Genomic DNA, 25,936 nt, shown 5'->3' on the forward strand with positions numbered 1-25,936 from the left:
TATGGAAGCGCCTATCTCAGTTCTTCTTCAGGAACTTGTCGATGTTGGCCGGTGTGACGAGCTGGAAGGGAATGTAGACCTTGTGCTCCACCTTCTCGCCCTTGGAGAGCTTCAGCGCCGCATCGAGCGCGCCGGCGCCCTGGCCGGCCGCGTCCTGGAAGACCGTCACGTCGAGATCGCCCGCCTGCATCGCGGCCAGCGCGTCCTGGGTGGCGTCGACGCCGCCGACCACGACCGACTTCATGTCGATGTTGGCGGCCTTCATCGCCTGGATGGCGCCGATGGCGCTTTCGTCGTTGTTGGCGATGACGCCGTCGAACGCCTTGCCGGACGACAGCCAGTTGGTCATCAGATTCTGCGCTTCGTCGCGCTTCCAGTTCGAGGTCTGCTTGTCGATGATCTTGATGAAGCTGCAGTCAGGCGTAGCAATGACTTCCTCGATGTCCTTGGTGCGCTGCACGGCGGCCTGGTTGGATAGCTCGCCCATGATCACATAGACATTGGCCTCCTTCTTGCCGGCTTCCTTTAGCAGGCGGCAGGCTTCCTTGGTCTCGAGCGTGCCGGACTCGGCCTCGTTCGAAGCGACGAAAGCCTGGTTGTCGGGCAGCTTGTCGACATTGACCGGCTCGCGGTTGACATAGACCAGCGGGATCTTGGCGGCGGCAGCCGCGTCCGACATCGCCTGGGTGGCCGAGGTGTCGACGGGATTGACGATGATGGCGTCGACGCCCGAAGCGGCGAAGTTCTTGATCTGATCGAGCTGCTTGGCCACGTCGTTCTGCGCGTCCTCGACCTGCAGCTCGACGCCGCTCATGCCCTTGGCCTGCGCGATCATGCCGTTGCGCAGCACGGTCAGGAAGTTGTCGTCGAAAAGAGCCATCGAAACGCCGATCTTGGCGGCGAAGGCGGATGAACACATCAGCGCCGAAAGCGCGACGCCCAAAAGCAGTTTCTTCATTTTAGTTTCTCCTCCACTTGGTGTCCGGCTGCACCGATTGAACCGGAATCCCCGACCTCTCCGGGGAATCTCTCCCTATGGCCCCTTCCGGCGGCGATTTCCTCACACAATGGAACGCCTGGTCCTCTGTTTGAAACAGATGTTCCGGAACGAAAGAACCAAAATGCCTAGTTGGTGAAATATTTATTCCATTTCGCCTGGAGCCGTCAAGGGAAATTCGGAACGGACATGCCGGATTTTCGATCCCGATCACCGCGGCAAAGACAACGAGCATCGAAAACCTGGGTCCAAATCGGAGCAAACCGTCGTGAAAGAATCCATCAACCTGATGGATTCTTTCATATCGATTCCATCGCTCCTGGGTCAGTTCCCCGACACAGGGATTTTTGAAAGGTTGCCATTTGTCTTGGTGCAAGATTTTCCGTTCATTTCCGTGAAATCAGCGCAAGCTCCGGGGATTGGTTGAAGCCGCCCCAACGTCGTCATTCTATGGCGGAGCAAGGAGCGAAGCGACGCGGCGCAGACCATAGAATCCATGCCGTGACTTGGAAGCGCCGCCACGGTGCAGAATTTTGCTCCGTTGCACTCCTTGGCGAAGGTAACGGCATGGATTCTAGGGTCTTCGCGACGGAGCTTCGCTCCTGCTCCGCCCTAGAATGACGACGCGGGGTGGGCGCTTCGGCCAATCTCCAATGCACATCACCTGCCAATGCAAAACAGAGCCTACCGATCAAAATCCCTGTGCTGGAGGTCTAGATGTTCTCCGGCAGATAGATGTCGAAGGGCAGGAAGGTCTGGCCGGGCGCGTTGGCGGCGCCGCTCTCGATGGCATGCGCCATGAGCGCCACAAGCTCGCGGCACAGCGCCGCCAGCGGTGTCGAGATCACCATGGTGAGGATGTTGTCGGCAAGCGCCGCGCGCGAGAAGGCGTTGATCTCGTTGCAGATGACCACCGGCATGTTTGCCGGCTTTGCCGCCCGCAGCGCCGCCACCGCGCCTTCCATGCCGCCGCCGGCGACATAGCAGCCGGCAAGGTCCGGCTGCCGGGCCAAAAGATCGAGCATCGCATCATGCGTCACCTGGTTGGCTTCCAGATTGACCAGCGTCTCCATCACCGTGAAGTCTGGCGCATGTTCGCGAAAGTAGGAGCGGAAGCCGATCTCGCGCAATTCATGGCCATGGAAGCGGTGGCTGCCGACGAAAAGCGCGACCTTGCCGGGTTTCTTCGCCGCCCTGGCGATCATCCAGGCCGCGGTGCGGCCGACCTTGCGGTTGTCGAGCCCGACATAGCCCTCGCGGATGCCGGCGGCGAAGTCGGACAGCAGCGAGAAGACCGGCTGTCCCCTCGCCTTCAGCACCTCCACCACAGCCGTCAGCGTCGGATGGTCCGGGCCGACGACGGCGATGGCTCTCGATTTCGCCGCCAGCCTGCGCATCTGGGCGGCGATCTCGTCGGGCGCCAGCGATGCCGCGAAGTCGATCGTCGCGGTACCGCGAAAGCGTTGCGATTGCGAAACCGCCGTTTCCAGTTCCCGCGCGAAATCGCCGTAGAAGACATCGTTGCCCCGCAAGAGCAGGAAGCCGAGACGGTATTCCGGCAATTCCTGGCGCATGCGCTGCTTGATCAGGCCAGCGGCATGATAGCCGATATCGGTCGCTGCCTCGTAGACCCGGCGCGCCGTTTCCTCGCGCACCGGCAGGCGGTTGTTCAGCACCCTGTCGACGGTGGCGACGCTGAAGCCGGAAACGCGCGCGAGATCGGTGATTGTCGGCCGCCTTGCCATGAATGCTCCATCGCCAGTTCGACTCAAGATAGCTCACCCTGATAGGAAATGATAGAAACTATCTTTGTGACGTTGAGACTATCATGGCTTGGCGCTATGGTGAAGCCGAAGCCAGCCATGGGCGAGCCGCGGCACCGCCGAGGGCCATTCGCCAAGGGCTGATGGAGGAACCCGCAATGACGGCAATCACGTCTCCGGCAGCGTCCGGACGCGACTACAGCCTGACCGGCCGCGACGCCAGGCTGGCGGTCGAGAACGGGCTTTCGGCGGCCGAATGGTACCATACCGAGATCCCGCGCAAGCAGATGAAGGAGCTGATGCAGCGCTCCGACCAGCCGGCGATCCGCGACACCGTCATCTGGCTCGGCGCGCTGATCCTAAGCGGCGCCGGCGGCGCCTGGTTCTGGGGTAGCTGGTGGTGCGTGCCGTTCTTCTTCGTCTATGGCACGCTCTACGGTTCCTCGACCGATTCCCGCTGGCACGAATGCGGCCACGGCACGGCCTTCCGCACGCAGTGGATGAACGATGCCGTCTACCAGCTCGCCTGCTTCATGATCATGCGCAATCCGGTGACCTGGCGCTGGAGCCATACGCGCCACCATACCGACACCATCATCGTCGGCCGCGACCCCGAGATCGCCGTCATGCGGCCGCCGGACCTTCTGCGCCTTGTCCTGAACTTCTTCGGCATCCTCGACGCCTGGCACGCGATGACCGACATGGTGCGCAACGCCGCCGGCGTCATCAGCGCCGCGGAAGAGACCTTCATTCCGGAACAGGAGCAGCTCAAGGCGATCCGCGCCGCCCGCATCTGGCTCGCCATCTACATCGCGACCATCGCGCTGGCGCTCTATCTGCATTCATGGCTGCCGCTGATGCTCGTCGGCCTGCCCCGCCTTTATGGCGCCTGGCACCATGTGATGACCGGGCTGCTGCAGCATGGCGGCCTTGCCGAGAATGTCGTCGACCACCGCTTGAACAGCCGCACCGTCTACATGAACCCGATCAGCCGATTCATCTACTGGAACATGAACTACCATGTGGAGCACCACATGTTCCCGATGGTGCCCTACCATGCGCTGCCCAAGCTGCACGAGCTGATCAAGCACGATTTGCCGGCGCCGACGCCGTCGATCCTCGCCGGCTATCGCGAGATGATCCCCGCCTTCCTGCGCCAGCTGCGCAACGAAGATTATTTCATCAAGCGCGAGCTGCCGGCGACGGCAAAGCCCTATCGGGAAGAGCTGCACAACGACAATCCGGCAACGGCCGCGGCCGGGTGATCGGTCCCGACGCAAGCCGGCTATCAAATCTTTGCTGGAGGACGACATGAGCGACTGGGTCGAGGCCTGCACGGCCGGAGACATCGACGAAGAAGACGTGATGCGGTTCGATCACGCCGGCCGCACCTACGCCATCTATCGCAGCCCGGACGACGAATATTTCGCGACCGACGGCCTGTGCTCGCATGAGAAGGTGCATCTGGCCGACGGGCTGGTGATGGACGACATCATCGAATGCCCTAAGCACAATGGCCGCTTCAACTACAAGACCGGCGATGCCCGCGGCGCACCGGTCTGCGTCAACCTAAAGACCTATCCGGTCAAGGTCGACGCCGGCAAAGTGCTCATTCAGGTCGGGTGACGGCGATGGCGGGAGGAATGGTCATCATCGGCGCCGGCGAGTGCGGCGGGCGCGCCGCGCTTACCCTGCGCGATCTCGGTTACGAAGGGCCGGTGACCCTGGTGGGCGACGAGCCGCATCTGCCCTACGAACGGCCGCCGCTGTCGAAGGAAGCGATGACCAGCGAGGCGCCGCTGGTCAAGGCGATCGCCAGCGACGAGCTTCTGGCCGACCGCTCGATCCGCCACATCCATTCCGTCCGGGCCGTGGCAATCGACCGCGACGCGCATGTCGTGCGCCTTTCAGACGGCTCCTCGCTTGCCTATGACAAGCTGCTGCTCGCGACCGGATCCGTGCCGCGCAAGCTGCCGATGCCGGGCCTTGGGCGGCGCTGCGTCTATCTCAGAACCTTCAACGACGCGCTCGCCATCCGCGCCCATCTCAGCGCAGGAAACCGCGTCGCCATCATCGGCGGCGGCTTCATCGGCCTCGAGCTTGCCGCTTCGGCGCGCAAGCTCGGCGCGACCGTCACGGTGCTGGAGGCGCAGCCGCGCATCCTGATGCGCGGCGTGCCGGCCGAGATCGCCGAAATCATCCACAAGGCGCATGAGGCCGAAGGCGTGAAGGTGCTAACCGGACAAGGCATCACCGCGATCGCCGATGACGGCGCCGAGGTTCGCATCATGCTTGCCAACGAGCAGGAAGTCGTCGCCGATCTCGCCGTCATCGGCATCGGCGCCGTGCCGGTGACGGCGCTTGCCGCCGAAGCGGGGCTGGCGACCGACAACGGCATCGCGGTCGATGGAACGTTGCGCACCGAGGATCCCGATATCTTTGCCGCCGGCGACTGCTGCTCGTTCCCGCTGGCCGTCTATGGCGGGCGGCGCGTGCGGCTGGAAGCCTGGCGCAACGCGCAGGAGCAGGGCGCTCTCGCCGCCAAGAACATGCTCGGCGCCAACGAGGCTCATGCCGCCGTGCCGTGGTTCTGGTCTGATCAGTACGGACTCACCCTGCAGATCGCCGGGCTTTCCGACGAAGGCCGATCGATCGTGCGGCGCGACCTCGACGACGGCGCCTTCATTCTCTTCCACCTTGCCGAGGACGGACGGCTGGTCGCCGCGAGCGGCATCGGCCCCGGCAACGCGGTGGCGCGCGACATCCGTCTGGCGGAGATGCTGATCGCCAGGCGAGCGACACCGGCGCCGGAGGCGCTGGGCTCGCAAGCGGTCAAGCTGAAGTCGCTGCTGGCGGCATAGTCCGGTCAAATTGCAGGGAGCGAGGATCAAGGACATGGCACGCAGCAGACCGACCGTCGCCGACTTGCAGTCGTTGAAGGGCAGGCGGCAGCTTTCGAAGCTGCGCGTCTTTTCGCTGGAGGAGGCCGAGGCCGCGGAGCGGGCCGGCATCGACCTCATCTCGGTCCCCTATGACCTCATGTTCGATCCGCGTTTTCGCGACGCGGCGCCCACCTGCTTCGCCATTCCTGGCGACGAACGCATCAAGCTGGGTGCCACCACGAACGAGATCCTGCGCATGGCGGTCAAGCTGCGCGCCGCGAGCGCCGACGCCATGTACTGCTCGGCCAGCCTGCAGACCATCCGCCGGCTGCGCGACGAGCACATTCCGGTCTGCGGTCACGTCGGCCTGATCCCCGCGCACGCGACCTGGACTGGCGGCTTCAAGGCGGTCGGCAAGACGGCTGAAAGCGCCGCCTTCGTCTGGAAGCAGGTTAAGGACCTCGAAGCGGCCGGCGCCTTCGCCGCGGAGATCGAGGTGGTGCCGGCGGGCGTCGCCGCCGCCATCTCGCGGCGCACCTCGCTGATCATGATCTCGATGGGCGCCGGCGCCGGCTGCGACGCGCAATATCTGTTCTCGGAAGACGTGCTCGGCAGCAATCGCGGCCACTATCCGCGCCACGCCAAACGCTACCGCGACTTCGCGGCGGAGTTCGAGCGCCTCCAGGGCGAGCGCATCGCCGCCTTCCGCGAGTACGCCGACGATATCCAGTCCGGCGCCTATCCGGGGCCGCGCCATATCGTGGAGGCGGATCCCGAGGAAATGCGCAAATTCGAGGCCTATCTCGCCTCGGAGGGTTACTGAGCGCCCTGGCTCAAGCCGCCGCTAGAACAGCACCTTCAGCTCGTCCAGCTTGTCGTTGATCAGCCAGCCATAATAGTTCTCCTCGGGCAGCTTTTCAGGCTCGCCGGCAGCGCGGCGCTTCTCGTTCTCCTCCTTCAGCGCATAGGCGCGCTGCTCGGGATTGCCGACATTGTAGAGCGTGGCGGTGAGGCCCGGATTGTGCGAGATGTCGAAGCCGGCGATGCCTTTATAGGCGTCGATCGACTTCCTGATCGTAGCGGCGACGTAAGGCAAGGTCAGATCCGGATCCATGATGGTCTTGTAGACCGAGTTGGGATCCTCGACATCGAGCTTGGGCAAGCCGGAAACCTTGTGCACGAGGTCGCTCATCTGCAGCGCCGTCAGCGGGTTGAGCTGGCCGAGGCCGAAGGTCTGGCCGGCATAGTAAGGCTGGAAGAAGGTGGCGCCGAAGCGGTCGTTGGGGAAGCTTTCACCACCGACGGTCTTGCCGCGGAAGGAATGGTTCCACACCTGCTCGCGGCATTCCCAAAGATCGTAGCTGTCATCCATGCCGGCGCATTTCTTGAATTCCGGCCGCTGGACGAAATCGGCGACATCCTCGCCGTCATAGGCAAAGGTGAGCTTGCTCGACAGATATGACATCGCCTTGACGTAATAGGTCTGCAGCCGGTCGTAGGCGTCGACATTGTAGGTGTGCTCGCCGACGATGGCGCCGACAATGTGCATCGGATCGATGCCATAGGCGGCCGCCGCCTTCTTGATCTTGCCACGCAGCTCGGCGTCCTTCTGCAACAGCGCGTAGACCTTGCGGTACTTGGCCTGGAAGGTGGTGTTGGTGGCCTGGGTACGCCGGCTGGACGCGCCGGGGATGTCGGGCTGCACGCTGTTGCGATTGCCCGGCGGCACCATGGTCGCAGCGTTGGCCGTTGCCACCGCCAACGCCAGACCGAGGAAGAGAAGTACGCGTTTCTTCATGCGCCGCCGCCCTGGAGCGGGCCCAGCTGCCACCGGCCCACTCCAACTATTTGTTTTTATGCAATTTCGGATGGAAAACCGCTGCGCACTTTTCCTGAAATTGCTTTCGGAATCGGCGGCAACCTAGGTAAAGTGGCCGGTAGAGTCGAGACGAGGCAAGCTTGCGCCGGAACGAAAGGTGGCCAGATGGTACCATCTGGCCACACGTCGCCAAGCTTGGCAGTTGGAGCAATTCCAGGAAAAGTGTGAGCGGTTTTCCGCCCGCAATTGCGTAAAAACAAAGAGTTGGAGCGGTTCGGCGTTTCGGTGAAACGGTGAACCGCTCTAGAGAATGAACCGCGACAGATCGGTGTTCCGCGACAGGTCGCCGACATGCTTCTGCACATAGTCTGCATCGATGGTGACCGCCGTGCCGTGGCGATCCGGCGCGTCGTAGGAAATCTCGTCCAGCACCCGCTCCATCACCGTCTGCAGGCGTCTGGCGCCGATGTTCTCGACATTGGCGTTGAGCTCGACGGCAATGCCGGCGAGCGAATCGATGGCGTCGTCGGTGAACGTCAACTCGACGCCTTCGGTCTTCATCAGCGCGATATACTGCTTGATGAGGCTGGCTTCCGTCTCGGTGAGGATGCGGACGAAGTCCTCCTTCTCCAGCGCACGCAATTCGACGCGGATCGGCAAGCGGCCCTGCAGCTCCGGCAAAAGGTCTGAAGGCTTGGAGACATGGAAGGCGCCCGAGGCGATGAACAGGATATGGTCCGTCTTGATCGGCCCGTATTTGGTCGCGACGGTGGTGCCTTCAACCAGCGGCAGCAGGTCGCGCTGGACGCCTTCGCGCGAGGGGCCGCCCGAAATGTCGCTCCGGGCCGCGATCTTGTCGATCTCGTCCAGGAACACGATGCCGTCGTTCTCGGCCGATTCCAGCGCCCGGCGCACCACCTCGTCCTGGTCGAGCAGCTTGTCGGACTCGTCGTTGATCAGAAGCGCGTAGGATTCCTTCACCGTCGTCTTGCGGGTCTTGGTCCTGCGGCCGCCCATCGCCTTCGACAGCATGTCGTTGATGTTGAGCACGCCGATATTGGCGCCGGGCATGCCGGGGATCTCGAAGCCCGGCATGCCGCCCGTGCCTGTGTCGGCCACCTCGATCTCGATCTCCTTGTCGTCGAGCTCGCCATCGCGCAGCCTCTTGCGGAAGCTGTCGCGCGTGGCCGGGCTCGCGGTCTTGCCGACGAGCGCTTCGAGCACCCGCTCTTCGGCGTTGATGTGGGCGCGCGCCTTGACGTCCTCGCGCATCTTCTCGCGCGTCAGGCCGATGGCGACCTCGACGAGATCGCGCACGATCTGCTCGACGTCGCGGCCGACATAGCCGACCTCGGTGAACTTGGTGGCCTCGACCTTGACGAAAGGCGCGCTGGCGAGCCGCGCCAGGCGGCGCGAGATTTCGGTCTTGCCGACGCCGGTCGGGCCGATCATCAGGATGTTCTTCGGCATCACCTCTTCGCGCATCTGGCCTTCCAGCTGCTGGCGGCGCCAGCGGTTGCGCAAGGCGATCGCCACGGCGCGCTTGGCGTCCTTCTGGCCGATGATGAAGCGGTCGAGTTCCGAAACGATTTCACGAGGAGAGAAGGTGCTCATAATACTCAAATTCCACTTTGCCACTGCTTGATGGACTCGAACGGATGCAGCAGCATGATCACGTTGAGCGTCAGATTGTCCCGGATGATGTAGCCCGTGCCGAACTCGAAAATGAGCGCCAGGACCACGATCACCCATATAGGGAGCTTTCGCGCCATCACAAATCCCAGCGCCATGAACAGCGTATCGGACACCGAGTTGATGATTGAGTCGCCGTAATAGTTGAGAGAGATAGTGCCGGCGCGATAGCGGTCGATGATGAAGGGGCTGTTTTCCAGGAGTTCCCATCCGCCCTCGATGAGGACGGCGACAGCCAGCCTCAGTCCGACCGGCGAGCGCGGAAACAGCGCCCATGCCAGCGCATAGAACAGGAAGCCGTGGATGACGTGCGAGAAGGTGTACCAGTCGGCGATGTGCTGGGAATTCTCCGAACTGTTCACCACGCCGTGCCAGAGCTTGACGTAGCCGCAGGTGCAGATCGGCGGGTGGCCCATGCCGTAGAGGACGCCGGCCTGGAAGATGACCAAGGCGAGCACGAGCAGCAGCCCCATGCGCCAGCTGTCTTCATAGGCCGACAGCGTTTTGTCCTCTCCGGATGCGGTCATCTGGTCAGTCCCCCTCTTGTGTGTCGGCTTCGGCCGCGTCGACGGCCATCAGCACGACGTCCCCATATTCCGAATGCCTGCGGCCGATCGGCCTGAAGCCGGCCTTCTCATAGGCGCGGATGGCGCGGCCATTGTCCGGATGCGGATCGATGACGACGCGCGGCGCGCCTTCCTCGAACAGTTCCTCGACGAACTGGCGGACAATCGCCGAGCCATGGCCGATGCCGACCAGTTCCGCCGGGCCGATCGACAGATCGATGCCCAGCGTGCCGAATGGCTGGTCGGCATAAGGATGGTCGTCCTCGAGATGCGGATCGTAGCTCTGCAGGTAGGCGATCGGCTTGCCGTCCAGCTCGACGATCAGCGGCTCCACCGAAACCGAATCGATATGTTCGCGGATTTCGGCGATCTCAATCTCCGGATCGCCCCACCATTCGGCGAGATGCGGCTTGGCCAGCCAGCCGGCGATCATCGGCAGGTCCTTTTCGGTGACCGGACGAAAATCGTAGCTATCTTCTCGTTCGACCATGATCTTTTCCAAAAACCGGTTCCCACTTTTTGGGATCATGGCCGGCCGCTTCAGGCGGCATCGAGCGTTTCGACGACGAAGTTGCTGTTGGTGTAGACGCAGATGTCGGCGGCGATCTGCATCGCCCTGCGGGCGATCTCCTCGGCGTCCTTGTCGGTGTCCATCAGCGCGCGGGCCGCGGCCAGCGCGTAGTTGCCGCCGGAGCCGATGGCCATGACGCCATGTTCGGGCTCGAGCACGTCGCCGGTTCCGGTCAGCGCCAGCGAGACCGACTTGTCGGCAACCAGCATCATCGCCTCTAGCCGGCGCAGATAGCGGTCGGTGCGCCAGTCCTTGGCTAGCTCGACGCAGGCGCGCGTCAGCTGGTCCGGATATTGTTCGAGCTTGGCTTCGAGACGTTCCAGCAGGGTGAAGGCGTCGGCGGTGGCGCCGGCAAAACCGGCAATGACGCTGCCGCCCTTGCCGATGCGGCGCACCTTGCGGGCGTTGCCCTTCATGATGGTCTGGCCAAGGCTGACCTGGCCGTCGCCAGCGATCACAACCTTGTTGCCCTTGCGCACGCTGATGATGGTCGTGGCGTGCATGGTCAATTCATTCGACATTTCCGGCTCCGATTCGCGCTATCCCTTTGAAAGGCGATTGGCGCGGTACGAGTGACTTTTGATTGCCATATGTATGCATGGGGCGAGTGATTGCAAACCGCCCTCGGCAAGGCCGATAACGCCTGGAATGGCAACTGGCAATCGCCTGATCATGCTGATAGAAGGCTCTCGTTTTCAAGCCCCGTGCTCCTCAACAGGACAGACTGATGCCGCCCCGTTCCGCAGAAATCAGCCGCAAGACCAAGGAAACCGAGATTTCGGTGTCGGTCCATGTCGACGGCAAGGGCAAATCCGACATTTCGACGGGCGTCGGCTTCTTCGACCATATGCTCGACCAGCTGTCGCGCCATTCGCTGATCGACATGACGGTCAAGGCCAAGGGCGACCTGCACATCGACGACCACCACACGGTCGAGGACACCGGCATCGCGATCGGCCAGGCGCTGAGCAAGGCGCTGGGCGAGCGGCGCGGCATCATGCGCTACGCCTCGATCGACCTGGCCATGGACGAGACGCTGACCCGAGCGGCGATCGACGTGTCCGGCCGGCCGTTACTGGTCTGGAACGTCGCTTTCTCGTCGCCCAAGATCGGCACGTTCGACACCGAGCTGGTGCGCGAGTTCTTCCAGGCGCTGGCGCAGAATGCCGGCGTCACGCTGCATGTGACCAATCATTACGGCGCCAACAACCACCATATCGCCGAAACCTGCTTCAAGGCGGTGGCCAGGGCGCTGCGCGCGGCGCTGGAGCCCGACCCGCGCCAGCCGGACGCGGTGCCGTCCACCAAGGGATCCCTGAAAGGATAGCCCTATGGCCAGCTATGTCGTGATGGAACCGCCGTCGGGCAGTGGAGCGGCTGACACGACTTTCGTGCGCGACGGCTTCACCTGGCTCGGTTTCCTGTTCTCGCCGGTCTGGCTCGCCTGGCACCGGCTGTGGATGGAGGCCCTGCTCACCTTCGCCGTCATGGTGATCCTGTCGCTGCTCGGCGAAAGACTGGGGCTGAAAGGGGCCGGATCGGCCCTTTCGCTGCTGGTTTCGCTTTATGTCGGGCTCGAAGGCCAGGGCCTGCGTGTCTCGGCGCTGCGCCGCCGCGGCTGGCGCGAATGGGGCGTGGTCGAGGCCGGCAATCTCGGTGACGCCGAGATCCGTCAAGCTCTGGAAACCGGTGCAGGCGGCGACGAGCCGGAGCCCATGCCGCGCATCGTTCCCGATACGAGCCTGGCGCGCCCCGCGCAGACGGGCATGGCGCTTGGACTGACCCACACCCCGGGAAGGTCCTGACATGCGGGTAGCGATCATCGACTATGGCTCGGGCAATCTGCGCTCGGCCACCAAAGCCTTCGAGCGCGCCGCGCACGAGGCGGGCATCGCCGCCGCAATCGACCTGACGGCTGACGCCGAACGGGTCCGCACGGCCGACCGCATCGTTTTGCCGGGCGTCGGCGCCTATGCCGACTGCGCCGCCGGCCTGCATGCCGTCGCCGGCATGTGGGAAGCGGTGGAAGAGGCGGCCCTTCGCAAAGGACGGCCGTTCCTCGGCATCTGCGTCGGCATGCAGTTGATGTCGGAACGCGGTCTCGAGAAGACGATCACCAGGGGCTTCGGCTGGATTTCCGGCGACGTCAAGGAAATCACGCCGAAGGATCCGGCGCTGAAGATCCCGCAGATCGGCTGGAACACGATCGAGCTTCAACGCAAGCATCCGCTGTTTTCAGGCATCGAGACCGGCCCGAAAGGGCTGCATGCCTATTTCGTCCATTCCTACCATCTGGATGCGAAGAAGCCCGGCGAGGTGCTGGCGACCGCCGACTATGGCGGCCTGGTGACGGCGGCCGTTGCCCGCGACAATCTGGCCGGCACGCAGTTCCATCCCGAAAAGAGCCAGGCGCTCGGCCTGGCGCTGATCGCCAATTTCCTGAGGTGGAGACCGTAGCATGAGCAAGAAGGGCTATTGGATCGCCATGATCGACGTCCGCGACCCGGGCGCCTACAAGAACTACATCGAGGCCAACGCGAAAGCCTTCGCCAAATACGGCGCCAAGTTCCCGGTCCGGGCCGGACGTTACACGAATCCGGAGGGACCGACAGGGAACCGCCATGTGGTCGTGGAGTTTTCGTCCTACGAAACGGCGCTCGCCTGCTATGAGTCGCCGGAGTACCGGGAAGCCTTGAAATTCCGGCTGGCGGCGTCGACCGGCCATTTCGTCATCGTCGAGGGCGCCTGACCGTGATCCTGTTTCCGGCAATAGACCTCAAGGACGGCAAATGCGTGCGCCTGAAGCACGGCGACATGGCGACCGCCACGATCTACAACGATGATCCGGCGGCGCAGGCCAAGGCTTTCGAGGACCAGGGCTTCGAGTGGCTGCACGTCGTCGACCTCAACGGCGCCTTCAAGGGCCAGAGCGTCAATTCCGCGGCGGTCGGCGCCATCCTCAAGGCGACGAAGAACCCGGTGCAGCTTGGCGGCGGCATCCGCACGCTGGCGCAGATCGAGGACTGGCTGGATCGCGGACTGGCGCGGGTCATACTGGGCACCGTGGCCGTGCGCGAGCCCCAACTGGTGAAGGAGGCGTGCAAGGCCTTTCCCGGCAAGATAGCGGTCGGCATCGACGCCAAGGGCGGCAAGGTGGCCGTCGAGGGCTGGGCCGAAGCCTCGGAGCTCGGCGTCGTCGAGCTGGCGAAGAAATTCGAGGGCGCGGGTGTCGCCGCCATCATCTACACAGACATCGACCGTGACGGCGTGCTCTGCGGCATCAACTGGGACGCCACCATCGACCTCGCCGAAGCGGTTTCGATCCCGGTGATCGCCTCCGGCGGATTGGCCTCGATCGCCGACATCGTGCGCATGACCATGCCCGATGCGAAGAGGCTCGAAGGCGCGATCTCGGGCCGGGCGCTCTATGACGGGCGCATCGACCCGGCGGAGGCACTGGCGATCCTGCGTGGCGAAGGGGCGGAGGCAGAATAGTGAACATCTCGATCATCCTGGCATCCTACGACAGCGGCCACTTTCACGGCGGCTGCGGCCAGGGTCCCGACACGCTGATCGCCGGGGGGCTGGCCGAGGCGCTGAAGCTCGCCGGCCACGATGTCGCCGTGCACGACATCGGCAAGGTGAGCGAGGACGAGCAGGAGCGTGAGATCGCAACGGGATTTGCCGTCTGCAACGCCGTTTCGGGCGAGGTTCGCATCGCGCTGGACAAAGGGCGGTTCCCGATCGTTCTGGCCGGCAATTGCCTGACCAGCGCGGGCGCGGTGGCCGGCGAAGGCGCGGACGCCATCATCTGGGCCGACCAGCATGGCGACCTCAACACGCCCGAAACCTCGACCTCCGGCTTTCTCGACGGCATGGCGCTGGCGACGGTGCTTGGCCTGTGCTGGCGGCCGATGGCAGCGCAAATCCCCGGCTTCAAGGCGATCGATCCATCCCGCTGCGTGCTGGTCAACGCGCGCGACCTCGACCCGGCGGAGACAGAACTGCTGGAAAGGCTGCCCATCATCCGCACCGAGTGCCCGGACTGGGCGACCGCCGCGCAAAGGCTGAAAGCCGATGGCGCAAACCAGGTCCACATGCATATCGACCTCGACGTTCATGACCCCGAGAAGCTGCAGGCCAATCGCTACGCCACGCCCGGCGGCCCGGCGCCGGAGCAGGTACGCATGGCGATGTGCGGCCTCGCCGGCCCGCTGACCATCGCCGGGCTCACCATCTCGGCTTACGATCCGGCCTTCGACGCCAAGGGCGAGGTGCCGCCGCTGGTCGGCGAGCTGGTGGTCGACCTGCTGTCGACAATGGAGGGGGCGTGATGCTGAAGGCCCGTGTCATCCCCTGCCTCGACGTCAAGAACGGCCGTGTCGTCAAAGGCGTCAATTTCGTCGACCTGATCGATGCCGGCGATCCGGTCGAGGCCGCCAAGGCCTATGACGCGGCGGGCGCCGACGAGCTCTGCTTTCTCGACATCACCGCGTCGTCCGACAATCGCGAAACGATCTTCGACGTCGTCGCCCGCACGGCCGAGCAGTGTTTCATGCCGCTCACCGTCGGCGGCGGCGTGCGCCAGGTGGCCGACATCCGAAAGCTGCTTCTGGCCGGCGCAGACAAGGTGTCGATCAACACGGCGGCGGTGAAGAACCCGGACTTCGTCGCGGAGGCCGCCGACAAGTTCGGCAACCAGTGCATCGTGGTGGCTATCGACGCAAAGAAAGTGTCGGCGGCCGGCGAGGCCGACCGCTGGGAGATCTTCACCCATGGCGGGCGCGAGAAGACCGGCATCGACGCCGTCGAATTCGCCAGGAAGATGGTCGATCGCGGCGCCGGCGAAATCTTGCTCACCTCGATGGACCGCGACGGCACTAAGGCCGGCTACGACATCGCGCTCACCCGCGCCATCGCCGACGCGGTGCGCGTGCCGGTCATCGCTTCGGGCGGCGTCGGCACGCTCGATCACCTGGTCGAAGGCATCCGCGACGGCCATGCCGGCGCCGTGCTTGCCGCCTCGATCTTCCATTTCGGCACCTACACCATCGCCGAAGCCAAGGCGCATATGGCCAAGGCCGGCCTGCCGATGCGGCTGGACTCGGCCGTCCATCGGACTTAAAGCATGATCCCGAGAAGTGGGAACCGGTTTTCGGAAAAGATCACGCTTAAACAAACAGATAGATGACTGCCATGGCTCAATTTTCGCTCGCCGAGCTGGAAACGATCATCGATCAGCGAGCCCAATCCGGCGATCCGGATTCATGGACGGCGAAGCTGTTCGCCAAGGGCATGGACAAGGCGGCGCAGAAGCTCGGCGAGGAAGCGATCGAAGCCGTTATCGCCGCCATTCGCGGCGACCGGCAGGCCCTCGTTTCGGAAAGCGCCGATCTTATATATCATTGGCTTGTCGTCCTCGGCATCGCCGGCATTCGTTTGGACGACGTGCTGAAGGAGCTCGAGGGCCGCACCGGCCGCTCGGGCGTTGCCGAAAAGGCGTCCCGGCCCCGGGGCTGATCGAAAGAGACGGATAGAGCATGATGTCGCCCGAAAACCGCTTCGCACTTTTCGGCATCGTGCTCTGGAGCAATTCCAGGAAAAGTGTGTAACGGTTTTCCGTCCGGAATTGCGTAAAAACAAAGAGATAGAGCGGTTCGGCGTTTCCGTGAAACGCTGAAGCGCTCTAGGAGGGCAGGAGACTCGATGGACCAGCTTGCTCCCACCGAGAAATATTCCCCCTATCGCTTCTTCTCGGCCGAGCAATGGTCGCAATTCCGCGCCGACACGCCGCTCACGCTCACCGAGGACGAAATCTCCCGGCTGCGTTCGCTCAACGACCCGGTCGACCTCGAAGAGGTCAAGCGCATCTACCTGTCGCTTTCCCGCCTGCTTTCGGCGCATGTCGAGGCGAGTCAGCTTCTGTTCAGGCAGCGCCAGGCCTTCTTCAAGGCGCAGGATGTCGTCAAGACGCCCTTCATCATCGGCATCGCGGGTTCGGTCGCTGTCGGCAAATCGACCACGGCCCGCGTGTTGAAGGAACTGCTGGCGCGCTGGCCATCGAGCCCGAAGGTCGATCTCATCACCACCGACGGCTTCCTTTTGCCCAACGAGATCCTGCGTCATAACAATCTGATGGAGCGCAAGGGCTTCCCCGAGAGCTATGACGTCGGCGCGCTCCTGAGATTCCTCTCCGGCATCAAGTCGGCGCAAGGCAGCGTCCGCGCGCCGGTCTATTCGCATCTGACCTACGACGTCATTCCCGGCGAGTTCGTCACCATCGACAGGCCGGACATATTGATCTTCGAAGGCATCAACGTCTTGCAGCCGGGCAAGCTGCCGAAGGACGGCAAGATCGTGCCGTTCCTGTCCGACTTCTTCGACTTCGCCATCTATATCGATGCCGACGAGAAGCTGATCCACCAGTGGTACATCCAGCGTTTCATGCGCCTGCGCGAGACCGCCTTCCGCAATCCGGACTCCTTCTTCCACCGCTATTCGCAGCTTTCCGAGGATGCCGCGCGCGCCATCGCCGAGGGCCTGTGGAGCAACATCAACCTGAAGAACCTGCGCGAGAACATCCTGCCGACGCGGGCACGAGCCGACCTCATCCTGCGCAAGGGCGCCAACCACCTGGTCGAGGAAGTGGCGCTGCGGAAGCTCTGACCATCATGCCGAGGCGTTGATCGGTTCGGGCAATTCCAGGAAGATTGCGCCGCCTTGGGCTCACGAAATCGCGAGAACCGCCTCGGGACGAGCGGCGGTCTGCGTGCGCATCGCCAGCAACCGGCTATCCGCCGGAACCAGCTTGCGAGCCACGACATAGATCACGAACGTCACGGAAGCGGCAACATAGCCGTCGATCGCATAGTGCCAAGCCAGATAGACAGAACTGGCCGCGACAAAGGCCACATAGAGGAAAGCCAGCGCGCCCAGGTTGCGACTGTACTCGCGCAGGAACAGCGCGTTAAGCGTTACCAGGCCGACATGGACGCTCGGAAACGCCGAAATGCCCGAACCAAAACCCGTCCGCCCGGCTTCGTTCAACGACCACAGGTAATTTTGATAGGAGACAGCGGAGTAGAACGATCCGAGTCCCTTGGTCAGGAAGGCCAGCTGTTCGCCAAACCGCGCGGTGTCTCCCGTGACGAGGCCGTAAAATGCCGGACCGGCCGATAGGAACAGCGCGGCCAGCACGCTTCCGACAATGATCCAGACAGCCATGAAGCAGACCACGTAGCGCGTCCGAATTGATGCCACCTTGGGCGATGTAGCGACAAAGAACAGGGCGCTGAAATTGAGCAGGAACCACAAGACGTTGTAGTTCCACTCCACCACCGCGCGCACCCAATCAATTTTGGCCACCGCATAGAGCCAGCGCCACGGATCAATCCCGAAATGCAGAAAGGCATCGATGTTGGCTTGCACGACATCGAAGCGAAAACCGCCCTGCCAGACAGGCATGGCATTCTTTACCGACGTGAACGTGCCCTGGAAGATCATCAGCGCCATGAGAAGGCATAGCCCGGACAGGAAATATGCCAACCGGCCGTTGGAAAACGTCGTCTTCACGACAAGAAGCCGCCGCGAGCTGAAACGGTGCAGGATGAGGATCGCGTCAAAAATGACGACGAATATGGGAAACGTCAAACAGTTGAGCTTTGTCCAGTCTGCAAAATAGATCGAGTACGCGCTGCGGTCGTCCGCGCCGACGGCGTGAAGAAAGACCAGGCCGGCCAAGGTGTAGGCGGCTATTATGAGGTAAAGGCCCGAATCCTTGCGGACGATCTGCGCCGCCGCCTCGATGATCGCCCATGGGCGATTGAAAACTGATCGCCTTATGATCATTGCCCAAGCCCTGATACCGGAATGCATCAAGCGATTTCGCCCTGGCTGGGAATGGCTTTCGATACCCCCAGTCCTTTGCAATTCCAGGCGAGCCGCCGCCGCGCGGCTGCCCTGACATGGCTTGGTCTTATGGGAGAAATCTGTAGATTCGGTTAGCTGCGGCGGAGGCGGACGCGGCCGCATCAATCGGTGGAACGCCCTGTCACCGCCGGCAACCGGGCGGATAGGTTCGAGTTGGGTCGCTCCCTTCGCGATCGCCCACAGGCCGCGGACGACCGAATAGCTTTCCGTCATTGCCGAAGCCCCAAGCTGCAACAGCAGAGCGTCTTTAAGAGAGAGTAAACTATAGATTTGGTTAGCTTGCGGGCACCGTCACCCGCCGCAGCGTCAGATTGATACGGCCGCCATTTTTCAACAGCGCCGAGGTCGCCGGATAGATGCGGTCGACGCCGTGGAAGCACAGCCGCCCCTCGGCGCCGAGCACGACGACATCGCCGCTCTTCAGCCTGAACGACTTCGTGACGCCTTCGCGCGTGGTCTGGCCGACCCGAAACAGGCAGTCGTCGCCGAGCGACACCGAGACGACGGGCGCGGCGAAATCCTGCTCGTCGCGGTCCTGGTGCAGGCCCATCCTGGCGTCCGCCGAGTAGAAGTTGACGAGGCAGGCTTCCGGCGGATGCGGATAGGCCGACACCTCGCGCCACAATCGCAGCAAAGCTTCGGGGATCGGCGGCCACGGCTCCCCCGTCACCGGATGCGTCGGCTGGTAGCGGTAGCCGCGGTCGCGGTCCGTCACCCAGCCGAGCGTGCCGCAATTGGTCATGCGCACGCTCATCTCCTTGCCGGTGCGCGGCATGGCCGGCACGTAGAGCGGCGCCGCCTGCACGACGCGCCTGATCTCCTCGACCAGCGTTTCCTGCGCCGCGCGTGGCAGGTAGCCCGGCATATGGCGAACGCCCTTGGGCAGAACGAGCATGGGATTCGGTCCGATCAAATTTCACCCGAGCATGCCATCGATGGAACAGCTCCGCGACCCGAAAGCGGACGCCGATCGGGTCGCGGGCTTCGGGCCTCAGTCGTTCTCCACGCGGCCGCGCAGTTTCTTCACCGTCGAGCGCCCGGCCTTGGTCTTGAGGCGCCGCTCGACGGCGCCCTTCGAGGGCTTCGTCTTCTTGCGCGGCGGCGGCGGCGGTTCGGCCGCCTTGGCGACCAGCGCCGTCAGCCTGGCCCGCGCGTCCGCCCGGTTCTGCTCCTGGGTGCGGAAACGCCCCGCCTCGATGACGATGACCCCATCCTTGGTGGCACGCTGGCCGGCAAGCTTGATGGCGCGTTCCCGCACACGCTCGGACAGGCCGGAAGCGTTTGCCGCGTCGAAGCGCAGCTGCACGGCGGTCGCCACCTTGTTGACGTTCTGGCCGCCCGGGCCGGAAGAGCGGATGAAATCCTCATGCAGGTCACCCGGATGGATGACCGCGTCATTGGCGATGATGATCCTGTCGTCGGCACTCATGCGCGCAGTCATGACGCGGCGGCGGCAAAAAGAAAAGGCCCGGCGCAAGCCGGGCCCTGGAGGAAAGATGTCTGGAGCGGCAGCTATTCCGCCGCCTCCTGCAGACGCGGAGCCGCGCCGAGGATGGCCGCATCGACATGCGTTTCGAATTTCTCGAAGTTGGCGGCGAACATGTTGACCAGCTTCGCTGCCTGCCGGTCGTAGGCCGCCTTGTCGGCCCAGGTCGAGCGCGGATCGAGGATGGCTCCGTCGATACCCGGGACCGCCACCGGCACATCGAAGCCGAAATTGGCGTCGGTGCGGAATTCGGCGGCATTGAGCGAGCCGTCAAGCGCGGCGCCGAGCAGGGCGCGCGTCACCTTGATCGGCATGCGGCGGCCGGTGCCGTAGGCGCCGCCGGTCCAGCCGGTGTTGACCAGCCAGCAATCGACGCCGTGGCCCGCGATCAGCTCGCGCAGCAGCTTGCCGTATTCGGACGGATGGCGCGGCATGAAGGGCGCGCCGAAGCAGGTCGAGAACGTCGCTTCGGGCTCGGTGACACCCCTCTCCGTCCCCGCGACCTTCGCGGTGTAGCCGGAGAGGAAGTGGTACATCGCCTGCGCCGGCGTCAGCCTGGCGATCGGCGGCATGACTCCGAAAGCGTCGGCGGTCAGCATGATGATGTTCTTCGGATGACCGGCGCGGCCGGTCCTCGAGGCATTGGGAATGTAATCCAGCGGATAGGCGCAGCGGGTGTTTTCGGTGAGGCTGCCGTCGTCGAAATCCGGCACGCGGGCAGCGTCGAGCACCACATTCTCCAGCACCGTGCCGAAACGCTGCGTCGTGGCGAAGATCTCCGGCTCCGCCTCGGCCGACAGCCTGATAGTCTTGGCGTAGCAGCCGCCTTCGAAGTTGAAGATGCCGTGCGGACCCCAGCCGTGCTCGTCGTCACCGATCAGCGTGCGCGCCGGGTCGGCGGAAAGCGTCGTCTTGCCGGTGCCGGACAGGCCGAAGAAGACGGCCGCATCGCCGGCGGGTCCCTCATTGGCTGAGCAATGCATCGGCATCACGCCCTTTTGCGGCAGCAGGTAGTTCAGCACGGTGAACACCGACTTCTTCATCTCGCCGGCATAGGACGTGCCGCCGATAAGCACGATCTTGCGGGTCAGATCGACCGCGATCACCGTCTCGGTGCGGGTGCCGTGGCGGGCCGGGTCGGCGCGGAATGACGGCAGGTCGATGATGGTCATCTGAGGCAGGAAGCGGTCGAGTTCCGAAGCTTCCGGGCGGATCAGGAGATTACGGATGAACAGCGAATGCCAGGCGAGCTCGGTGACGACCCGGACCGGCAACCGGAGCTCCGCGTCGGCGCCGCCGACGAGGTCCTGCACATAGAGATCCCTGCCCGCAGCGTGGGCGCGGAAATCGGCATGGAGCGCCTCGAACTGCGCCGGCGAGATCGCCTTGTTGTTATCCCACCAGACATGCGGGCCGGTGTTGTCGTCGCGCACCACGAACTTGTCCTTCGGCGAGCGACCGGTGTGCTGGCCGGTCTCGGCAACCAGCGCACCCTGCGCCGTCAATTTCGCCTCGCCGCGGCGGATCGCTTCCTCATAAAGCTCGGCGGCGCAGAAATTGTAATGCACCATGCCCGTGGTCTTCAGGCCGATGGCGCCAATGGCGCAGTCGGGGTTGCGTTTGCCGGCTTCCGACATCAAAATTCCTCTCTGGATTTGGCCGCATTCGACCGGTGGGTTTTCGGAGGCCGCAGATGGCCTGATAAGGTTCAGAACCAGAAAAGCCAAATGATATCAAATCATTAATCGATTTAAAAAATTTGAAAGTTGTTTAAATCGTTTAGATGTGCAAAAACTCACAGAGGTTGCCCAAAGGATTGGCAGGCTTTGTTCGTCAATCCCGTGTCGGGTGCGATCGTATGTAGCGGCAGGCCGCCCGTGACTTCGGAGAGGGGCCATGCCACATTTTGTACCCAATTTGTCCACAAAAGCCCCTTCTCGACGACAGAAGGGACAGCTCATGAGGGAGCCGCTTGAAATGGCAACTATCGCGCTTGTCGATGACGACCGCAACATTCTGACTTCGGTGTCGATCGCCCTCGAATCCGAGGGTTACCGCGTCGAAACCTACACGGATGGTGCGTCGGCGCTGGAAGGCCTGGCGGCTCGCCCGCCGAACCTTGCCATCCTCGACATCAAGATGCCGCGCATGGACGGCATGGAGCTGTTGCGCCGGATGCGTCAGAAATCCGACCTGCCGGTGATCTTCCTGACCTCTAAGGACGACGAGATCGACGAATTGTTCGGCCTCAAGATGGGCGCCGATGACTTCATCCGCAAACCGTTCTCGCAGCGCCTTTTGGTCGAGCGGGTGCGCGCGGTGCTGCGCCGCACCAGCGCCCGTGAGGCCGCCGCCAAGGCGCCCAGCCAGCAGGCACGCTCGCTCGAACGCGGCCAGTTGGTGATGGACCAGGAGCGGCACACCTGCACCTGGAAGGGCGAGCCGGTGACGCTGACGGTGACCGAGTTCCTCATCCTGCATTCGCTGGCGCAGCGCCCCGGCGTGGTAAAAAGCCGTGATGCGCTGATGGATTCGGCCTATGATGAACAGGTTTATGTCGACGACCGGACCATTGACAGCCACATCAAGCGGCTGCGCAAGAAGTTCAAGGCCGTCGACGACGACTTCGAGATGATCGAAACCCTGTACGGAGTCGGATACCGGTTTCGGGAAGCTTGAGATAGTGAATGGTCAATGGTGAATAGTAGATGGTGCGAGCGGCCCACTGGCTCTATCTTAAGCGCCCCATTTTTCCATTCCCCATTCACCATTCACCAAACAGGGACTGCTAGTTGATGGCAGTGGAAGTAGAGCGAGGCAGGCGGACGGGCGCGGCGAAGCGCTCGTCGCGGATCGTGCCCGCATTCGTGTCGAGGATCACGGTGCCGATGCGCCGGTTTCTCGGCCACCACATCTTCTCCAGCCTGACGCGGCGCATCCTGTTCCTCAACCTGGCCGGCCTCGCAGTGCTGGTCACCGGCATCCTCTACCTCAACACCTTCCGCGACGGGCTGATCGACGCCCGCGTCGAAAGCCTGATGACGCAAGGCGAGATCATCGCCGGCGCCATCGCGGCCTCGGCGACGGTCGAGACCGACTCGATCAGCATCGATCCGGAAAAGCTGCTCGAGCTGCAGGCCGGCGAAAGCCTGGGGCCGGGTTCCGACCAGCTCGACAACCTCGACTTCCCGATCAATCCCGAGCGCGTGGCGCCGGTGCTGAGACGGCTGATCTCGCCGACCCGCACGCGCGCCCGCATCTATGACCGCGACGCCAACCTCCTGCTCGATTCGCGCCATCTCTATTCGCGCGGCCAGATCCTGCGTTACGACCTGCCGCCCGTCGACGACGAGCAGCCGGATCTTTTGGAGCGCGTCGAGAAATTCGTCTTCGACTTTTTCCGCAACAAGGACCTGCCCGTCTATCACGAACAGCCCGGCGGCAACGGCGCGGCCTTCCCCGAGGTGGTCAAGGCGCTGACCGGCGGCCCCTCGACCATCGTGCGGGTGAGCGAGCAGGGCGAGCAGATCGTCTCGGTGGCGGTACCCATCCAGCGCTTCCGCGCCGTGCTCGGCGTGTTGATGCTGTCCACCGAAGGCGGCGACATCGACAAGATCGTCGCGGCCGAACGCAAGGCGATCCTGCGCGTATTCGGCATCGCGGCCCTCGTCACCGCCATCCTGTCGATGCTGTTGGCCTCGACCATCGCCAATCCGCTGCGGCGGCTCTCCGCCGCCGCCGTCCGGGTGCGGCGCGGCGTCAAGAGCCGTGAGGAAATCCCGGACTTCTCCGACCGGCAGGACGAGATCGGCAACCTATCGATCGCCGTGCGCGACATGACCAACGCGCTCTATGCGCGCATCGAGGCGATCGAAAGCTTCGCCGCCGACGTCTCGCACGAGCTCAAGAACCCGCTGACTTCGCTGCGCAGCGCGGTCGAAACGCTGCCGCTGGCCAAGAACGAGAATTCGCGCGGGCGGTTGATGGAGATCATCCAGCACGACGTGAAGCGGCTCGACCGGCTGATCACCGACATTTCCGATGCCTCGCGCCTCGACGCCGAACTGGCGCGCGAGGATGCCTCCACAGTCGATCTGAAGAAGTTCATCACCGATCTCATCGCGGTCTCGCGCGAGACGACGCGCAACAAGAAGGCGGTCGAGATCGAGCTCAAGGTCGCCAAGCTGCCGCAGGGCATCAAAGGCTATGTCGTGACCGGCCACGATCTCAGGATCGGCCAGGTCATCACCAACCTGATCGAGAACGCCCGTTCCTTCGTTCCCGAGGAACACGGCCACATCGCCATCTCGCTGGCGCGCGCCGGCAAGTTCAACATCGTCACCGTCGACGACAACGGCCCGGGCATCAGGGCCGAAAAGATCGACCGCATCTTCGAGCGCTTCTATACCGACCGGCCCGCCGGCGAGGCTTTTGGCCAGAATTCCGGCCTTGGGTTGTCGATCAGCCGCCAGATCGTCGAGGCGCATGGCGGCACGCTGACGGCGGAAAACATCCCCGGCACCAAGCCGGGCGAGATCAAGGGCGCGCGCTTCGTGGTGACGCTGCCGGCCGAAGGCTGATCTCCGGTCCCCAGTCTTCACGATACCAAGGGACGATACCAGGACACGATCATGCCCGACCCTGCGGCGAAGCCTGAAAACATCCACGGAACGGCGATCCTGATCGGCGAGCGCGGCGTCCTCATCACCGGGCCGTCCGGCGCCGGCAAGACGACGCTGGCGCTGACGCTCATCGACCATTGCCGAATCCGCGGCCTGTTTTCGCGGCTGATCGGCGACGACAGGCTGCTTGCCGCCCCGCATCACGGGCGGCTGGTCTGCCGGGCGCCGGCGACCATCGCAGGCCTCGCCGAAGTGCCGGGCTTCATTCCGAGTCCGCTGCCGTTCGAACCGGGCGGCGTGATCGACCTCCATATCCGGCTGGTGCCGAAAGGGGAAATGGCCCGTTTCCAGGAAGAGATCAGCGAGCCTGTCGCCGGCTGCGCGGTGCCGCGCATCGACCTTGCCGAACACAATGCCGCCACGGCCGTGCCGGCCGTGATGGCGCGGCTCTCGATACAGCCTTTTTCATGATGCGGTCCGGATTTTTTGCTGCAATGCGTCAAAATGGCCCGGGCCGTCGCAATTTTGGGCTTGTCAACCGGCCGTGCGTCGACAAGATAGCGCTCCCGCCGCCTGGAATGGTTGGCGAACATAAAATACGCCTGTGAAGCGGCGATGACGGGAGCCACCAAAGAATGATCGGACTCGTGCTCGTGACGCACGGTCAACTCGCCACCGAGTTCCGGCATGCCGTAGAACATGTGGTGGGGCCACAGGACAATTTCGAAACCGTGGCGATTGGCGCCGACGACGACATGGAGAAGCGCCGGGCCGACATCGTCGACGCGGTGGCGCGCGTCGACAGCGGCGCCGGCGTCATCGTGCTCACCGACATGTTCGGCGGCACGCCCTCCAACCTCGCCATCTCGGTGATGGAATCGGGCCGCACCGAAGTGATCGCCGGCATGAACCTGCCGATGCTGATCAAGCTCTCTTCGGTCCGCAAGGGCGACAACATGGCCGCCGCGCTCGATGAGGCGCAGGCGGCAGGCCGCAAATACATCAACGTCGCCAGCCAGCTTCTGAGCAGCAAATGAACGCCCAGGCACCGCAGAGGGACGAGGTGGTGCGGGAGTTTCCGATCGTCAACCAGCGCGGCCTGCATGCCCGCGCCTCGGCCAAATTCGTCCAGGTCGCCAGCGGCTTCGATGCCACCATCCATGTCGAGAAGGACGGCGTTAAGGTCGGCGGCACGTCGATCATGGGCCTGATGATGCTGGCGGCAAGCCCTGGTTATTCGATCCGCGTCACCGCCACCGGTCCGGAAGCCGGTCCGGCCATGGATGCGCTGGAGCAGCTGGTCGCCTCGCGCTTCGGCGAGGAAATCTGAATTTTAGTTTCATGCATGTCGTTGCCCCAAACCGCTGCGCACTTTTGGGCGACATGCTGTTTTGTCTGTGCATGTCGTTGCCCCAAAACCGCTGCGCACTTTTGAGCGACATGCTGTTTTGTCTGTGCATGTCGTTGCCCCAAAACCGCTGCGCACTTTTGAGCGACATGCATTGATGCAAAGACATGCACGAATAAAGATTTCTTTATATCCCATTGTCGTTTGACGGCCGATCTGCTAGTCAGGCCGGCAATCCGCGCCCCTTCATGCGCCGTCCCG

30 protein-coding genes are annotated in these 25,936 nt (G+C 63.4%); 19 read left to right on the top strand and 11 right to left on the bottom strand.

Annotated elements, in window-relative coordinates:
- Positions 1-16: 16 nt before the first annotated feature.
- Positions 17-958 (bottom strand): sugar ABC transporter substrate-binding protein, encoded by a 942-nt coding sequence (locus tag QAZ47_RS02625; protein ID WP_278205439.1) that lies wholly within the window; start codon positions 956-958, stop codon positions 17-19.
- Between the two features lie 307 nt (positions 959-1,265).
- On the opposite strand from QAZ47_RS02625, the gene QAZ47_RS02630 reads away from it, so the two are divergent.
- On the top strand, positions 1,266-1,424 hold the full coding sequence (locus QAZ47_RS02630; protein WP_278205440.1) for a hypothetical protein: 159 nt from the start codon (positions 1,266-1,268) through the stop codon (positions 1,422-1,424).
- Between the two features lie 286 nt (positions 1,425-1,710).
- On the opposite strand, the gene QAZ47_RS02635 is transcribed toward QAZ47_RS02630, so the two are convergent.
- Complete coding sequence (locus QAZ47_RS02635; RefSeq protein WP_278232405.1) at positions 1,711-2,742, bottom strand: LacI family DNA-binding transcriptional regulator; 1,032 nt, start codon at positions 2,740-2,742, stop codon at positions 1,711-1,713.
- A gap of 176 nt (positions 2,743-2,918) precedes the next feature.
- Between QAZ47_RS02635 and QAZ47_RS02640 the strand changes: the two genes are divergently transcribed.
- Genes QAZ47_RS02640 through QAZ47_RS02655 form a run of 4 tightly spaced genes read left to right on the top strand, consistent with a single transcriptional unit; the run spans position 2,919 to position 6,465 of the window.
- A complete protein-coding gene (locus QAZ47_RS02640; protein ID WP_278232406.1) occupies positions 2,919-4,025 on the top strand; it encodes a fatty acid desaturase family protein in 1,107 nt (368 codons plus the stop codon).
- A 46-nt stretch (positions 4,026-4,071) separates the two neighbouring features.
- Positions 4,072-4,386 (top strand): MocE family 2Fe-2S type ferredoxin, encoded by a 315-nt coding sequence (locus QAZ47_RS02645; protein ID WP_278205443.1) that lies wholly within the window; start codon positions 4,072-4,074, stop codon positions 4,384-4,386.
- Between the two features lie 5 nt (positions 4,387-4,391).
- Complete coding sequence (locus tag QAZ47_RS02650; protein WP_278232407.1) at positions 4,392-5,621, top strand: FAD-dependent oxidoreductase; 1,230 nt, start codon at positions 4,392-4,394, stop codon at positions 5,619-5,621.
- A 34-nt stretch (positions 5,622-5,655) separates the two neighbouring features.
- A complete protein-coding gene (locus QAZ47_RS02655) occupies positions 5,656-6,465 on the top strand; it encodes a 3-methyl-2-oxobutanoate hydroxymethyltransferase (RefSeq protein ID WP_278232408.1) in 810 nt (269 codons plus the stop codon).
- A gap of 21 nt (positions 6,466-6,486) precedes the next feature.
- Here QAZ47_RS02655 and QAZ47_RS02660 read toward each other — a convergent pair whose 3' ends face one another.
- From QAZ47_RS02660 to hslV, 5 genes are all read right to left on the bottom strand, one after another.
- Positions 6,487-7,440 carry a DUF1402 family protein gene (locus QAZ47_RS02660; protein ID WP_278232409.1) on the bottom strand — a complete coding sequence of 318 codons (954 nt, stop codon included), beginning with the start codon at positions 7,438-7,440 and terminating at the stop codon, positions 6,487-6,489.
- Between the two features lie 324 nt (positions 7,441-7,764).
- Positions 7,765-9,075: an ATP-dependent protease ATPase subunit HslU gene (hslU, locus tag QAZ47_RS02665; protein WP_278205447.1), complete on the bottom strand. Its 1,311-nt coding sequence runs from the start codon at positions 9,073-9,075 to the stop codon at positions 7,765-7,767.
- A gap of 5 nt (positions 9,076-9,080) precedes the next feature.
- Positions 9,081-9,680 carry a DUF2585 domain-containing protein gene (locus tag QAZ47_RS02670; protein ID WP_278232410.1) on the bottom strand — a complete coding sequence of 200 codons (600 nt, stop codon included), beginning with the start codon at positions 9,678-9,680 and terminating at the stop codon, positions 9,081-9,083.
- Between the two features lie 4 nt (positions 9,681-9,684).
- Positions 9,685-10,209: a GNAT family N-acetyltransferase gene (locus tag QAZ47_RS02675; RefSeq protein WP_278232411.1), complete on the bottom strand. Its 525-nt coding sequence runs from the start codon at positions 10,207-10,209 to the stop codon at positions 9,685-9,687.
- 50 nt (positions 10,210-10,259) lie between these two features.
- On the bottom strand, positions 10,260-10,811 hold the full coding sequence (gene hslV, locus QAZ47_RS02680; RefSeq protein WP_278078172.1) for an ATP-dependent protease subunit HslV: 552 nt from the start codon (positions 10,809-10,811) through the stop codon (positions 10,260-10,262).
- Positions 10,812-11,017: 206 nt separating this feature from the next.
- On the opposite strand from hslV, the gene hisB reads away from it, so the two are divergent.
- From hisB to coaA, 9 genes are all read left to right on the top strand, one after another.
- On the top strand, positions 11,018-11,617 hold the full coding sequence (gene hisB / locus QAZ47_RS02685; protein WP_278232412.1) for an imidazoleglycerol-phosphate dehydratase HisB: 600 nt from the start codon (positions 11,018-11,020) through the stop codon (positions 11,615-11,617).
- Between the two features lie 4 nt (positions 11,618-11,621).
- Entirely contained in the window at positions 11,622-12,095 is a 474-nt protein-coding gene (locus QAZ47_RS02690) for a DUF2628 domain-containing protein (protein WP_278232413.1), read from the top strand.
- 1 nt (position 12,096) lies between these two features.
- Positions 12,097-12,747, top strand: a complete 651-nt coding sequence (gene hisH, locus QAZ47_RS02695; protein WP_278232414.1) for an imidazole glycerol phosphate synthase subunit HisH — start codon at positions 12,097-12,099, stop codon at positions 12,745-12,747.
- Between the two features lies 1 nt (position 12,748).
- Positions 12,749-13,039, top strand: a complete 291-nt coding sequence (locus QAZ47_RS02700; protein ID WP_278078168.1) for a DUF1330 domain-containing protein — start codon at positions 12,749-12,751, stop codon at positions 13,037-13,039.
- A gap of 2 nt (positions 13,040-13,041) precedes the next feature.
- Positions 13,042-13,785, top strand: a complete 744-nt coding sequence (gene hisA / locus QAZ47_RS02705; RefSeq protein WP_278232415.1) for a 1-(5-phosphoribosyl)-5-[(5-phosphoribosylamino)methylideneamino]imidazole-4-carboxamide isomerase — start codon at positions 13,042-13,044, stop codon at positions 13,783-13,785.
- Positions 13,785-14,624 (top strand): arginase family protein, encoded by an 840-nt coding sequence (locus QAZ47_RS02710; RefSeq protein ID WP_278232416.1) that lies wholly within the window; start codon positions 13,785-13,787, stop codon positions 14,622-14,624. Before hisA ends, QAZ47_RS02710 begins: the two co-directional genes overlap by 1 nt.
- The gene (gene hisF / locus QAZ47_RS02715) at positions 14,621-15,415 is read left to right on the top strand and encodes an imidazole glycerol phosphate synthase subunit HisF (RefSeq protein WP_278232417.1); all 795 of its coding nucleotides are present in this window, start codon (positions 14,621-14,623) and stop codon (positions 15,413-15,415) included. The genes QAZ47_RS02710 and hisF overlap by 4 nt, the downstream gene beginning before the upstream one ends.
- Positions 15,416-15,486: 71 nt before the next feature.
- Complete coding sequence (locus tag QAZ47_RS02720; protein WP_278232418.1) at positions 15,487-15,810, top strand: phosphoribosyl-ATP diphosphatase; 324 nt, start codon at positions 15,487-15,489, stop codon at positions 15,808-15,810.
- A gap of 186 nt (positions 15,811-15,996) precedes the next feature.
- Positions 15,997-16,956: a type I pantothenate kinase gene (gene coaA / locus QAZ47_RS02725; protein WP_278232419.1), complete on the top strand. Its 960-nt coding sequence runs from the start codon at positions 15,997-15,999 to the stop codon at positions 16,954-16,956.
- A 60-nt stretch (positions 16,957-17,016) separates the two neighbouring features.
- Here the strand turns inward: coaA and QAZ47_RS02730 are convergent, their stop codons facing one another.
- The 4 genes from QAZ47_RS02730 to QAZ47_RS02745 form a co-directional block, all read right to left on the bottom strand.
- Positions 17,017-18,432 carry a phosphatase PAP2 family protein gene (locus QAZ47_RS02730; RefSeq protein ID WP_278232420.1) on the bottom strand — a complete coding sequence of 472 codons (1,416 nt, stop codon included), beginning with the start codon at positions 18,430-18,432 and terminating at the stop codon, positions 17,017-17,019.
- Between the two features lie 61 nt (positions 18,433-18,493).
- Positions 18,494-19,114 (bottom strand): alpha-ketoglutarate-dependent dioxygenase AlkB, encoded by a 621-nt coding sequence (locus QAZ47_RS02735; protein ID WP_278205459.1) that lies wholly within the window; start codon positions 19,112-19,114, stop codon positions 18,494-18,496.
- A gap of 96 nt (positions 19,115-19,210) precedes the next feature.
- Positions 19,211-19,648 carry an alternative ribosome rescue aminoacyl-tRNA hydrolase ArfB gene (gene arfB / locus QAZ47_RS02740; RefSeq protein ID WP_278078158.1) on the bottom strand — a complete coding sequence of 146 codons (438 nt, stop codon included), beginning with the start codon at positions 19,646-19,648 and terminating at the stop codon, positions 19,211-19,213.
- A gap of 83 nt (positions 19,649-19,731) precedes the next feature.
- Positions 19,732-21,342, bottom strand: coding sequence for a phosphoenolpyruvate carboxykinase (locus QAZ47_RS02745; protein WP_278232421.1), 1,611 nt, complete (start codon positions 21,340-21,342; stop codon positions 19,732-19,734).
- A 340-nt stretch (positions 21,343-21,682) separates the two neighbouring features.
- On the opposite strand from QAZ47_RS02745, the gene QAZ47_RS02750 reads away from it, so the two are divergent.
- The 5 genes from QAZ47_RS02750 to QAZ47_RS02770 all read left to right on the top strand — a co-directional run bounded on the left by QAZ47_RS02750 (position 21,683) and on the right by QAZ47_RS02770 (position 25,657).
- The gene (locus QAZ47_RS02750) at positions 21,683-22,384 is read left to right on the top strand and encodes a response regulator transcription factor (RefSeq protein WP_006201274.1); all 702 of its coding nucleotides are present in this window, start codon (positions 21,683-21,685) and stop codon (positions 22,382-22,384) included.
- 116 nt (positions 22,385-22,500) lie between these two features.
- Entirely contained in the window at positions 22,501-24,285 is a 1,785-nt protein-coding gene (locus QAZ47_RS02755; protein ID WP_278232422.1) for a sensor histidine kinase, read from the top strand.
- Between the two features lie 51 nt (positions 24,286-24,336).
- Positions 24,337-24,798, top strand: coding sequence for an HPr kinase/phosphorylase (locus tag QAZ47_RS02760; RefSeq protein WP_278232423.1), 462 nt, complete (start codon positions 24,337-24,339; stop codon positions 24,796-24,798).
- Positions 24,799-24,962: 164 nt separating this feature from the next.
- Complete coding sequence (locus QAZ47_RS02765; protein WP_126086530.1) at positions 24,963-25,364, top strand: PTS sugar transporter subunit IIA; 402 nt, start codon at positions 24,963-24,965, stop codon at positions 25,362-25,364.
- Positions 25,361-25,657 carry an HPr family phosphocarrier protein gene (locus QAZ47_RS02770; protein ID WP_278077535.1) on the top strand — a complete coding sequence of 99 codons (297 nt, stop codon included), beginning with the start codon at positions 25,361-25,363 and terminating at the stop codon, positions 25,655-25,657. Before QAZ47_RS02765 ends, QAZ47_RS02770 begins: the two co-directional genes overlap by 4 nt.
- The last annotated feature ends 279 nt before the right edge of the window (positions 25,658-25,936 follow it).

This window comes from Mesorhizobium sp. WSM4904 (assembly GCF_029674545.1).
Lineage (GTDB): Bacteria > Pseudomonadota > Alphaproteobacteria > Rhizobiales > Rhizobiaceae > Mesorhizobium.

What these genes read in the sequence shown, in the direction of transcription:
- hslV (WP_278078172.1), bottom strand. Translation starts at nt 10,811, where the DNA reads ATGTCGAATGAATTGACCATGCACGCCACGACCATCATCAGCGTGCGC.
- QAZ47_RS02735 (WP_278205459.1), bottom strand. Translation starts at nt 19,114, where the DNA reads ATGCTCGTTCTGCCCAAGGGCGTTCGCCATATGCCGGGCTACCTGCCA.
- hslU (WP_278205447.1), bottom strand. Translation starts at nt 9,075, where the DNA reads ATGAGCACCTTCTCTCCTCGTGAAATCGTTTCGGAACTCGACCGCTTC.
- coaA (WP_278232419.1), top strand. Translation starts at nt 15,997, where the DNA reads ATGGACCAGCTTGCTCCCACCGAGAAATATTCCCCCTATCGCTTCTTC.
- QAZ47_RS02640 (WP_278232406.1), top strand. Translation starts at nt 2,919, where the DNA reads ATGACGGCAATCACGTCTCCGGCAGCGTCCGGACGCGACTACAGCCTG.
- hisB (WP_278232412.1), top strand. Translation starts at nt 11,018, where the DNA reads ATGCCGCCCCGTTCCGCAGAAATCAGCCGCAAGACCAAGGAAACCGAG.
- QAZ47_RS02655 (WP_278232408.1), top strand. Translation starts at nt 5,656, where the DNA reads ATGGCACGCAGCAGACCGACCGTCGCCGACTTGCAGTCGTTGAAGGGC.
- arfB (WP_278078158.1), bottom strand. Translation starts at nt 19,648, where the DNA reads ATGAGTGCCGACGACAGGATCATCATCGCCAATGACGCGGTCATCCAT.
- QAZ47_RS02770 (WP_278077535.1), top strand. Translation starts at nt 25,361, where the DNA reads ATGAACGCCCAGGCACCGCAGAGGGACGAGGTGGTGCGGGAGTTTCCG.
- QAZ47_RS02650 (WP_278232407.1), top strand. Translation starts at nt 4,392, where the DNA reads ATGGCGGGAGGAATGGTCATCATCGGCGCCGGCGAGTGCGGCGGGCGC.
- QAZ47_RS02755 (WP_278232422.1), top strand. Translation starts at nt 22,501, where the DNA reads ATGGCAGTGGAAGTAGAGCGAGGCAGGCGGACGGGCGCGGCGAAGCGC.
- QAZ47_RS02745 (WP_278232421.1), bottom strand. Translation starts at nt 21,342, where the DNA reads ATGTCGGAAGCCGGCAAACGCAACCCCGACTGCGCCATTGGCGCCATC.
- QAZ47_RS02765 (WP_126086530.1), top strand. Translation starts at nt 24,963, where the DNA reads ATGATCGGACTCGTGCTCGTGACGCACGGTCAACTCGCCACCGAGTTC.
- QAZ47_RS02625 (WP_278205439.1), bottom strand. Translation starts at nt 958, where the DNA reads ATGAAGAAACTGCTTTTGGGCGTCGCGCTTTCGGCGCTGATGTGTTCA.
- QAZ47_RS02675 (WP_278232411.1), bottom strand. Translation starts at nt 10,209, where the DNA reads ATGGTCGAACGAGAAGATAGCTACGATTTTCGTCCGGTCACCGAAAAG.
- QAZ47_RS02730 (WP_278232420.1), bottom strand. Translation starts at nt 18,432, where the DNA reads ATGACGGAAAGCTATTCGGTCGTCCGCGGCCTGTGGGCGATCGCGAAG.
- hisH (WP_278232414.1), top strand. Translation starts at nt 12,097, where the DNA reads ATGCGGGTAGCGATCATCGACTATGGCTCGGGCAATCTGCGCTCGGCC.
- QAZ47_RS02690 (WP_278232413.1), top strand. Translation starts at nt 11,622, where the DNA reads ATGGCCAGCTATGTCGTGATGGAACCGCCGTCGGGCAGTGGAGCGGCT.
- QAZ47_RS02645 (WP_278205443.1), top strand. Translation starts at nt 4,072, where the DNA reads ATGAGCGACTGGGTCGAGGCCTGCACGGCCGGAGACATCGACGAAGAA.
- QAZ47_RS02750 (WP_006201274.1), top strand. Translation starts at nt 21,683, where the DNA reads ATGGCAACTATCGCGCTTGTCGATGACGACCGCAACATTCTGACTTCG.
- QAZ47_RS02760 (WP_278232423.1), top strand. Translation starts at nt 24,337, where the DNA reads ATGCCCGACCCTGCGGCGAAGCCTGAAAACATCCACGGAACGGCGATC.
- QAZ47_RS02660 (WP_278232409.1), bottom strand. Translation starts at nt 7,440, where the DNA reads ATGAAGAAACGCGTACTTCTCTTCCTCGGTCTGGCGTTGGCGGTGGCA.
- QAZ47_RS02720 (WP_278232418.1), top strand. Translation starts at nt 15,487, where the DNA reads ATGGCTCAATTTTCGCTCGCCGAGCTGGAAACGATCATCGATCAGCGA.
- QAZ47_RS02635 (WP_278232405.1), bottom strand. Translation starts at nt 2,742, where the DNA reads ATGGCAAGGCGGCCGACAATCACCGATCTCGCGCGCGTTTCCGGCTTC.
- QAZ47_RS02670 (WP_278232410.1), bottom strand. Translation starts at nt 9,680, where the DNA reads ATGACCGCATCCGGAGAGGACAAAACGCTGTCGGCCTATGAAGACAGC.
- QAZ47_RS02700 (WP_278078168.1), top strand. Translation starts at nt 12,749, where the DNA reads ATGAGCAAGAAGGGCTATTGGATCGCCATGATCGACGTCCGCGACCCG.